Origin of the sequence: Leyella stercorea (assembly GCF_021531355.1) — a bacterium.
Classification (GTDB): domain Bacteria; phylum Bacteroidota; class Bacteroidia; order Bacteroidales; family Bacteroidaceae; genus Prevotella.
On the sequence record NZ_JADYTS010000086.1, the window covers coordinates 1 to 11,030 of the forward strand.

Annotated in this window: 5 protein-coding genes; all 5 read left to right on the forward strand. The window is 50.9% G+C overall.

Features of this window, described 5'->3' with window-relative positions:
- The first annotated feature begins 151 nt into the window (after positions 1-151).
- The 5 genes from ruvA (at position 152) to I6E38_RS13025 (ending at position 10,503) form a co-directional block, all read left to right on the forward strand.
- On the forward strand, positions 152-766 hold the full coding sequence (gene ruvA / locus I6E38_RS13005; protein ID WP_235394399.1) for a Holliday junction branch migration protein RuvA: 615 nt from the start codon (positions 152-154) through the stop codon (positions 764-766).
- Between the two features lie 124 nt (positions 767-890).
- Positions 891-8,405: a T9SS outer membrane translocon Sov/SprA gene (sov, locus tag I6E38_RS13010; RefSeq protein WP_235394403.1), complete on the forward strand. Its 7,515-nt coding sequence runs from the start codon at positions 891-893 to the stop codon at positions 8,403-8,405.
- Positions 8,406-9,081: 676 nt separating this feature from the next.
- A complete protein-coding gene (locus I6E38_RS13015) occupies positions 9,082-9,768 on the forward strand; it encodes a hypothetical protein (protein ID WP_235394400.1) in 687 nt (228 codons plus the stop codon).
- A 205-nt stretch (positions 9,769-9,973) separates the two neighbouring features.
- Positions 9,974-10,213 carry a hypothetical protein gene (locus tag I6E38_RS13020; RefSeq protein ID WP_235394401.1) on the forward strand — a complete coding sequence of 80 codons (240 nt, stop codon included), beginning with the start codon at positions 9,974-9,976 and terminating at the stop codon, positions 10,211-10,213.
- Between the two features lie 2 nt (positions 10,214-10,215).
- Complete coding sequence (locus I6E38_RS13025; RefSeq protein WP_235394402.1) at positions 10,216-10,503, forward strand: type II toxin-antitoxin system YafQ family toxin; 288 nt, start codon at positions 10,216-10,218, stop codon at positions 10,501-10,503.
- Positions 10,504-11,030: the final 527 nt, after the last annotated feature.

Genomic DNA, 11,030 nt, shown 5'->3' on the forward strand with positions numbered 1-11,030 from the left:
AAAGTAAAAAAATAAAATATTACGAAATACCAATCCCGAAGATGTTCCATGTAGGAATGTCTTCGGGATTTTTTATATAAATACAATAAACACCCCTCATTTGCGTTATAAAAGTTGTAATATTACACAATTTTATAACGTTTATACTGAAATGATTGATTATATAAAGGGTGAGCTTGCCGAGCTCACCCCAGCACAGGCTATTGTAGAAGCCTATGGCGTGGGTTATGCGCTCAACATATCGCTCAACACTTATGAGAACATACAGGGCAAGAAGGACGTGAAGCTGTATGTACACGAGAGCCTTGTCACGGGCGGTCGTGACGACTCCTATACATTCTTCGGTTTTGCCACAAAGCAGGAGCGCGATCTCTATCGTCTTCTCATCACTGTGTCGGGCGTTGGAGCCAATACGGCTCGTATGATACTTTCGGCAGCTCCTCCTGCCGAACTTGCTGGCGCCATATCGTCGGGCAACGAACGTCTGCTTAAGGGCGTGAAGGGCATCGGACTGAAGACAGCTCAGCGAATCATCGTCGACCTTAAGGACAAGATTCTGTCGCTCGGTATTGCACAGGAAGTGTCGGCTGGCACAGCTGCCGACTCAACCATACCTTCCGACGTGCGCGACGAGGCTGTTGCAGCGCTCACCATGCTTGGATTCTCGCCCGCTCCTACAGCCAAGGTTGTCACAGCCATTCTTACCGACGACCCCTCATTGCCTGTTGAGCAGGTGGTGAAGCTGGCTCTGAAACAGATAAAGTAACATCACGCGACTTTTGAAAATTCTTAACACCATATTACCATTCTTACGCAAAGGGCTGGCATTGACCTTGTCCGCCCGAACGGTAGTCGTCATACTCGTTATGGCGGCTATGGCTGCTTTTGCCATGTCGCAACGTCCGCAGCGTCGCAACATCAAGCAGGCACGTCCCGACACGCTCGCCATCAAGGCGCAGCCGCTGCTTGCCGACGACGACACCATACCCGACTCGCTTCTGCATCCACGCTGGCGCATACAGCGCACGCTGCCCATCACGCTCGACGACCTCCATCAGGGCGCCGCCGACCTGCAACGCCCCGACAACATGAAGCAGCAGGTGGAGTACGACGACTCGCTTGGACAGTATGTGGTAGGGCAGAAGATTGGCGGAACGTACATTGCTGCTCCCGTGGTGATGACCGCTCAGGAGTATATGCAATGGAGCGAGCGCCAGCTTATGCGCAACTTCTTCCGCAAGAAGAACGACGAGATATATCAGGCCAAGGGCAAGGAGAAGTTCGACTTCAGCGACATGCACTTCGACCTGGGTCCGGCTGAGAAGATATTCGGTCCCGGCGGTGTGCGCATACGTACACAAGGTACAGCCGAGCTGAAGTTCGGAGCCACGATGAAGAACATTGACAATCCGTCGCTTCCCATCCGCAACCGCAAGACCACGACCATGGACTTCGACGAGAAGATAAATGTCAACGTCAACGGACGTGTGGGCGACAAGGTGAACATGAACCTCAACTACAACACCGACGCTACGTTCGACTTCGACGCCCAGAACATGAAGCTGAAGTATGAGGGCAAGGAAGACGAGATTGTTAAGCTCGTTGAGGCTGGCAACGTGTCGTTCCCCTCCAACTCGTCGTTGGTGAAGGGAGCCTCGTCGCTGTTCGGATTGCGCACCGACCTGCAGTTCGGCAGATTGAAGCTGCAACTCGTGGCTTCGCAGAAGAAGTCGTCTACTACGAGCGTGTCATCCAAGGGAGGCAAGCAGCTCACGCCGTTTGAGATTGGAGCAGCCAATTATGAGGAGAACCGCCACTTCTTCCTTGCGCAGTTCTTCCACGACAAGTATGACGACTGGATGCGCTCTCTGCCCAACATCACGTCGGGCATAAAGATTAACCGCATAGAAGTGTGGGCTACCAACAAGACCGCCACTACAGCCAACACCCGCAACATCATCGCCCTGACCGACCTCGGCGAGAACACCAGTGTGTCCAATACGTCATGGGCGGTGACCGGACAGCCCGTGCCGTCGAACGCTGCCAACACCGAGTATCAGAGCATGGTGAATCAGTATGCAGCTGCACGCGACATCGACCGGACATCAGCCACGCTCGACGCCATACCGGGATTTGAAGGCGGTGCCGACTACGAGAAACTTGAGAAGGCGCGTCTGCTCAATTCGTCGGAGTATACCGTCAACACTGCCCTCGGCTACATCTCGCTCAAGACACAGTTGCAGACCGACCAGGTGCTTGCCGTTGCCTATGAGTACACATACGGCGGCGTGACCTATCAGGTGGGCGAGTTTGCCGCTGACAACACCGACGCTTCGAAGGCGCTGTTTGTGAAGTCGCTCAAGAACACGAGCAACAATCCGCAGCAAGCCAACTGGGGGCTTATGATGAAGAATGTCTACTATCTGGCTTCGTCGGTAGAGCGCGACAAGTTCCGCCTCGACGTCAAGTTCCAGAGCGATACGGCTGGCGTGTACCTCTCCTATATCCCCGAACCCCAGGTGAAGAGCCAGACCATCATAAAGATGCTCGGTGCCGACCGCCTCGACAATAACAACAAGGCACACTCCAACGGATTCTTCGACTACGTTGAAGGCTATACCGTGTCCAACGGTCGTGTGTTCTTCCCCGTAGCCGAACCCTTCGGCAAGTATATGTACAACTATCTTGTGCAGAATGGCGTGGCAGCCGACCGTGCCGCCAAATATGCCTTCACCGAGCTCTACGACTCTACCAAGACCGTGGCGCGGCAGATAGCCGAGAAGGACAAGTATATGCTTACAGGACAGTTCCGTGGCACGTCTGCCAACGTGATACAGACCGGTGCCTACAACATTCCGCAAGGTTCTGTTGTGGTGACGGCAGGTGGCATAGTGCTGGCTGAGGGCACCGACTACTCGGTAGACTATTATGCCGGCGAGGTGACCATTCTCAATCAGAGCATCATCGATGCCGGCACTCAGGTGAATGTTTCGCTTGAGAGCAACACCGACTATGGCATGCAGCGCAAGACGATGTTCGGAATGAACTGGGAGTACGACATCTCCAAGAACTTCCAGCTGTCGGGTACCATACAGCACCTCTCCGAACAGTCGCTTACCAATAAGGTGGCTATGGGAGCCGAACCGCTCAACAACACCCTTTGGGGCATCAACGTCAACTGGAAGCGCGAGAGCCAGTGGCTCACCAATATGCTCGACAAGCTGCCGTTGCTCCACCTTACGCAGCCGTCGCACATATCGTTCACGGGCGAGTTTGCCCAACTCATAGCCGGACAGAGCCGAGGCACGCAGGACAACGCCTCGTATATCGACGACTTCGAAAATTCGAAGAACACCATTGACGTGTCTACACCTACGTCGTGGGTTATCTCGTCAGTTCCGTCGATGTTCCCCGAACAGGCGGACATGACCACTCTGCGCTCGGGCTTCAACCGCTCGCGACTGGCGTGGTACACTATCGACCCATTGTTCACACGCCGCTCGTCGTCGCTCACGCCAAGCCACATCAAGAGCGACCTCGAACAGCTCAGCAACCATTACGTACGCGAGTTCTATGTCAACGAGCTTTTCCCCAACCGCGACCAGAGTTCGTACAACGGAGCTACGTCGACGCTGTCCATACTCAATCTTGCCTACTATCCCAACGAGCGTGGACCATACAACTTCAATCCCGACCTGGCTCAGGACGGAACGCTCAACAATCCGCAGCAGCATTGGGGCGGCATGATGCGCAAGCTCGACACCAACGACTTCGAGGCTGCCAATGTGGAGTATATAGAGTTTTGGATGCTCGACCCCTTCATCTATACACGTCGCGAGGGTAAGGCTTCGGAATATGGAGGCGACTTCTACATCAATCTTGGCGAGGTGAGCGAGGACATCTTGCGCGACGGCAAGAAGTTCTACGAGAGCGGTATGCCTATTGACGGTTCGCAGTCTTTCACAACAACCCAGTGGGGCAAGGTGCCCAATCAGGCTACAACCACCTATGCCTTCGCCACATCTAAGGGCGCACGTGCCTTGCAGGACGTAGGTATGAACGGACTCAACGATGCCGAGGAGCAGAAGTGGGAACCGTATCAGCAGTTCTTGCGCGAGATTCAGGGCAAAGTTAGCCCCGCCGTGTTCGACTCGATATGGGCAGACCCTGCCGGCGACAACTACCACTACTACCGTGGATCGGACCTCGACCGCATCCAGGCACCCATCCTGCGCCGCTACAAATACATCAACAACCCTCAGGGCAACTCGCCCGACAACGATTCGCGCACCGAGGGCTACGACACTTCATACAAGTCGACGCCCGACGTTGAGGACATCAATCAGGACTACACACTGGGCGAGTACGAGAAGTACTTCCAGTATAAGGTGTCGATACGTCCCGAAGACCTTGAGATAGGCCGCAACTATATCGTCGACAAGCGCACCACAACACGCCGATTGCGCAACGACCAGAAGGAGTCGGTCGACTGGTATCAGTTCCGCATACCGCTACGTGAGTACGAGCGTAGGGTAGGAGGCATCACCGACCTCACATCGGTTCGCTTCATGCGTATGTTCCTCACCGGATTCAAGCACCCCATAGTGCTGCGCTTCGGTACGCTCGACCTCGTGCGAGGCGAGTGGCGTGTCTACGAGCAGAACCTCGACCACTCGTCTGTTTCTACCGGAAGCCTTCAGGTGAGTGCTGTCAACATCGAGGAGAACAACGACAAGACACCGGTCAACTACGTCCTGCCTCCGGGCATATCGCGCGAGCAGGACCCCACGCAGCCGCAGCTTGTAGAGAGCAATGAGCAGGCGCTGTCGATGACAGTCAACAATCTTGCTTCGGGCGAGTCGAAGGCTGTCTACAAGAACACGTCAATCGATATGCGTCAGTACAAGCGATTGCAGATGTTCGTACATGCTAACTCGTTCGAGCTGAACACTACGAATCTTGAAAACGGACAGCTTTCGGTATTCATACGCCTCGGTTCCGACTATAAGAACAACTTCTATGAGTATGAGATACCGCTGAAGCTCACCCCTCATCGCAACGACTACAACAAATACTCTACAGCCGACCGTATGCAGGTGTGGCCCAAGGACAATATGCTCGACATGCCGCTCTCGCTCCTAACCGGACTGAAGCGCGAGCGCAACAAGGCGAAGGCTATAGGACAGGCGTCGTACAATCGTCCGTACTCGGCTTACGACACCGACAATCCGCAAAATCGCATCACCATCGTGGGCAACCCGACGCTTGGCGACGTGAAGACGATGATAATCGGTGTGCGCAACAATTCGGCAAGTGCCAAGAGTGGCGAGGTGTGGGTCAACGAGTTGCGCCTTAAGGACTACAACAGTTCGGGAGGCTGGGCTGCGCAGGGCAACCTCAACGTGCAGCTGTCCGACCTTGGCAATGTCAATGTTCAGGGACGCTATACTTCGGCTGGCTTCGGCGGACTGGAGGACGGTGTGGCACAGCGCTCCACCGACGACTATTCCAACTACTCGGTTACGACAAACGTAGAGCTTGGCAAGTTCTTCCCCGACAAGGCTAAGGTGTCGGCTCCGCTCTACTACTCGGTGACTAAGGAGAAGACGTCGCCCAAGTACAATCCGCTCGACAACGACATGCTGCTCGACGAGGCTCTCGATGCCGCTGCCAACAAGCACGAGCGCGACTCCATAGAGAGCATAGCCGTGACCAAGGTTACGCAGACCAATCTCTCGCTGTCGAACGTGAGGGTGGGCATACAGACTAAGCGCCATCCGATGCCTTACGACCCTGCCAACTTCTCGTTCTCCTACTCGCATAGCCACAGCTACACTACGGGCGAGACTACGGTTTATGAACGTGAGGACAATTGGCGTGGTGCTATGAACTATCAGTGGAGTCCGGTGTACAAACCGCTCGAACCGTTCAAGAAGATCAAGTCGAAATCGAAGTGGCTCGACCTGCCGCGCCGATTCGGATTCAACTGGTTGCCGCAGAACGTAGGCTTCAATACCGAGATAACGCGCAACTACTACGAATTGCAGGAGCGCGACATGGAGGCTACTGAGAATCAGAATCTGCCGCTCACGTTTGCGTCGCAGTTCTTGTGGAACCGTGAGTTCAATCTGCGTTGGGACCTTACGAAGAATCTGCACATGAACTTCCAGAGTGCCACCAATGCCGAGATAGAAGAGCCATACATGCCCGTCAATAAGGATTTGTATCCCGACCGCTACGAGGTGTGGAAAGACTCTGTCTGGACATCAATCAAGCACATGGGCACACCGCTCAACTACAACCAGCAGTTCCAGGCTTCGTATAAGTTGCCTATCAATCTGCTGCCCGTGTTCGACTGGATTACGTCCGACGCCAGCTATACGGCTTCGTACAATTGGGTGCGCGGCACCGACCTTGAGGACGGCACGTCGCTTGGCAACAACATCTCCAACAACCGTCAGGCTAATATCAACGCCCAGTTCAACATGGAGAAACTGTACAACCACATACCGTTCCTCAAGAAGACCAACGAGCGTTTCCGTCGCGACAGTTCGCGCAGCAATACCAAGCAGTCGCGTATAAAGAACACGGCTCAGAGCCGCAACAAGACATCGGGCAAGGATGCCAAGAATAATCGTCAGACGGCACGCGACGAACAGCTGCGCCGACAGTTGCCTAAGAACAAGCGGGCTTACGAGAAGGAGATAACCCTCATGCCCGACACCACGCTCAAGGTGACGCATAGCCGTAAGACACGCCGCCTGATAGTCAGCGCAAAGACCGAAGACGGCAAGCCGTTCCGCTTGCGCTATCGTCGTCTCGACGACAACAGTATACGCATAATGAATAAGGTAGACTCGGCATTGAAGCTCAAGATAGCCGTGTCGGCTAAGGAACCGCTCGACGACAAGCGCTGGTATCGCACGGCGCAGTCGGTGGCACGCGTGCTCATGATGGTGCGCAACGTCAGCCTGAGCTATCGCAACCAGTATGCCATGTCGCTGCCTGGATTCAAGCCTATGATAGGCGATGTGTTTGGTCAGCGCTCGGGCATGGGAGCCCTCTCGCCAGGTCTCGATTTCGCCTTCGGATTCATCGGCGACGGATACATCGACAAGGCACGTAGCAACGGATGGCTCTTGATGAACGATTCGCTCGCCACGCCAGCCACTACCAACCGCACCGAGGAGTTGCAACTGCGTGCTACGCTTGAGCCGGTGCGCAATCTGAAGATCGACCTTACTGCCACACGCACCGTCACCACGGCTCGCTCTGTGCAGTATATGTACGAGTGCAACCCCACAACGCAGAGCGGAACGTTCACAATGACTACAACGTCGCTTCGCAGTGCGTTTGAGGGGTCGGGCAACGCCAAGAACGGCTATCGCTCAAAGTCGTTCGAGCGCTTCTGCTCGTCGCTTGACAGAATACGCGACCGTGTTGAGGCTCGTTATGCAGGTGCCGTCTATCCTGCCGGAACAGCATTGGCTGGCAAGCCCTTCAGTGCCGAGAATGGTGGAGTGAGCCGTTACAGCGCCGACGTCATGGTGCCGGCATTCCTCTCTGCTTACACCGAGATGGGCGACGGCGGACTGTCGATATTCCCTTCGCTCTCGCATCTGCTGCCCAACTGGACCTTAAGATACAGCGGACTGTCGAAGTTGCCATGGCTGCGCGACGTGTTCAAGAGCGTCAACATAAGCCACGCCTACAAGAGCATTTACGCCGTAGGCTCGTATGCTTCGTACAGCACATATATGGAGTATATGAATGGATTGGGATTCATCAACGATGCCACAACCGGAATGCCCGTGCCCAACTCGATGTTCAACGTGTCGACCGTAAGCATCAACGAGGCGTTCTCGCCATTGCTCGGCATCGACGTGACGCTGCAAAACAACATGACCATCAAGGCAGAGTATCGCACCACACGTGTGATGAGCCTTAGCATGACGTCTGTTCAGATAAATGAGGCGTCGTCGCACGACTGGGTTATAGGAGCAGCCTATACGCTCAACAACTTCAATCCGTTCGGTGGCAATCGTCATCGTCGTGTGCGCCAGCGTGGTCGTTCTACGGCTGCCGGTGCATCGCAGCAGAAGACGGGCTCTAACAGTCGCAACACTTCGTCTGCGGGAATAAACAACGACCTCAAGCTGCGTCTCGACCTCAGTCTGCGCAAGCAGGCATCGATAAGTCGCGACATCGCCACGATGACCTCGGCAGCCAACAGCGGCAACACAGCATTCAAGCTGTCGTTCTCAGCCGACTACACCTTGTCGCGTATGCTCACCATGAGCTTCTACTACGACCGCCAGACCAACACCCCGTTGCTGTCGTCGAGCAGTTATCCCACTACGACGCAAGACTTCGGATTGAGCATGAAATTCTCGCTGACGAGGTAAACGGTTGGCTCAGTTTGGGTAGTCGAAAATGTGTGCAAATATAAGACAAGCGGTAAAAAAGTGTTACAAAACAAAAATCGATTCTAGAGATTTCAGAAGCCGATTTTATAGCTTTTCGTAGGGTGCGACATCACCCTACACTTCATTCGGGGCTTCTTTGCTCTCCAAATGTACTACATTTGGAGAGCAAAGAAGCCCTTATTGTATAGCAAAAGGGCAACTAATGGAAGGTAAAAGTAGTCCTTTTGCGATGAAATGGACGTTTTTTTTGTATCTGCGATTTGCTGATTTTAGTCCCTAATGTTATAACACCCTGTGTGTCAGTAGTATAACGTTTGCTGCTCAAAACTCGCGAATTTCGAGCCAAAGATTTCTTAGTGCGCTCAACTCATAGTTTTGAGCGGTTAGAAATACAAATATTGTACAGTTTCGACGGTGGAAATGTCGGATCTGTAAACAATTTATGCACAAATTCGCATGAAGTCAAAGGTTTTCGGGATGAAGATGATAATAAATGCAGGAAAAACACTACCTTTGCATCTTGATACTAATCTTACTATTAGATAAGTATAACAGATGGAGGCAAAGCCATTATTTTATGAACATTGTCAATATAAAACCTACAAAGTCATCCACGTTGATGGCAGTTAACAAAGACATAAAGTAGATAAAGAAAATGACGCTGGTCAGCTCGCTTTCTTCTTCTGCAGCCGATGTGAACGATAAGTACAACAACAAGCGTTTACCAAAGGGCATCCACATAGTCGAAGCTGATGATGCATCGGATTCGAAAGTGAGAGGAATGTCCAAAAATGAAGAGGAAGGGGCACCTTGGGGATATATTTTTATTCAACATATGTCGGCTGGCAGTTTCGAGAAGAAACTTGAATCATTGAAGCTTGAAGGAACTTTCCGACCCAAGTGTTTTATCCATCGAACCGTACGATACAAACAGAAGCCTAATGGAAAGGGCGTGATGAAAGAAGAAAAGCCCACTGTAAGCGGTCTTGTGTTTTTGCAAGGCGAGACAAATCAATTGAGGACTTTCCTGATACACAATTTCCCACATTATTATTTGGTAAACGACTGCAGTACAGGCAGACCTGCCGTTATAGCCGACAGGCAGATGCGCCCTTTCATGAGAATCATGAAAGAGGCTCCCGAGCGTGTCACATTCCTACGCGATCCGTTCGAGAAGTTTGCCAAAGACCATGTCAAGCTGCGTGTACTCACAGGAGTATTAAAAGGTCAGGAAGGTTATATAGTGCGCATCCTGCGCGACCGTCAGCTCGTAATGGAATTCGGAGGCTATGCCGTAGCCATCAGCAATGTGCATCGTGAGGATTTCGAAATAGCAGAATAGCAGTAAGCACTCAAATTGCGGCACAGCCGATGACAACATTCTGCTTCGCAAGGCAAGAAAGGACCATCAGCAAAAGACTTAAGAATGATGGCGTTTATGAAGAATCTGTATGGGGAATGAATCTCAAACATTTGGAAAATAGTGTCAAAATTCTTGTAAAGATGGAAAATATACTATATCTTTGCATATATAGAATGCTTTGATTATGACAACATTAACATTAGAAATAGAGAATCCTTCCATTCTAACACATCTGAAAGCTGTGTTAAAGGCTATTCCTGGAGTTAAGATCTTAAATGTTAGCAACGCTGCATCCGATGATGACGTTGATTCTGAACAGCCGAATGCTGTAACCATAGCTGCTATGAAAGAAGCTAAAGAAGGCAACGATGCAGGAGTTGTTTGTATGGACAGCTTAGAAAGTTTCATGTCTTCAATGAGCTGAGTATGAAGGAAATTCGTAAAACCTCCCAATTCAAGAAAGACTACAAGCGTTTTAGTAAAGACCTAAACAAGGTTAAGTTGCTATTCTCGATTGTGGAAAAACTTGCAAATGGAGAAGACATCCCATCAGAGTTTAAACCTCATCAACTAAAGGGTGAGTGGAAAGACTATATGGAATGTCACGTTGAGGATGATTATCTCCTTATTTGGTACGATAAAGAAGAAAACATCGTAAGACTTGTTCGTCTTGGATCGCATTCTGAATTATTTGGAAAGAGAAAGAAGCAATAACGAATTTTTTTACAAGACGTGCACTGCGCCCCGTAAGCACTCATATTAGGGCTTAAATTAGAAAGAAGTAACTTCGCTGCTGAATTTTAAACATCGAATTATGTACTTTATTCAAAATACTAATGCAATTAACCCTTTGAAAAATAGTGGGTACGCTGTATTGGTGGTTTACAAAACACTTGCTGTCGCTGAACGTATATTATCGTAAATGTCACGTGAATTTTCGCAAATATAAAGTGCTTGAGTATAAATATAATTCATGCTAATTTACGTTTAATTCACGGCAATTTACGTTGAAAAATGAGATTATAACGCAATCCGTAAATTATCGTAAATGTCACGTGAATTTTCGTAAATATAAAGTGCTTGAGTATAAATATAATTCATGCTAATTTACGTTTAATTCACGGCAATTTATGTTCCGTAAGCACTCAATTGTTTCCGAGGCATATTGCATGAACCAAGTTACCTTTGCACTGCAAAACATAAAAATACGATTATGGCAAGCAGTGAAGATTTTAAAAGGA

Bases quoted from the DNA above. Each gene is read 5' to 3' on its own strand.
- I6E38_RS13015 (WP_235394400.1), top strand. From the start codon at position 9,082: ATGACGCTGGTCAGCTCGCTTTCTTCTTCTGCAGCCGATGTGAACGAT.
- sov (WP_235394403.1), top strand. From the start codon at position 891: ATGTCGCAACGTCCGCAGCGTCGCAACATCAAGCAGGCACGTCCCGAC.
- I6E38_RS13020 (WP_235394401.1), top strand. From the start codon at position 9,974: ATGACAACATTAACATTAGAAATAGAGAATCCTTCCATTCTAACACAT.
- ruvA (WP_235394399.1), top strand. From the start codon at position 152: ATGATTGATTATATAAAGGGTGAGCTTGCCGAGCTCACCCCAGCACAG.
- I6E38_RS13025 (WP_235394402.1), top strand. From the start codon at position 10,216: ATGAAGGAAATTCGTAAAACCTCCCAATTCAAGAAAGACTACAAGCGT.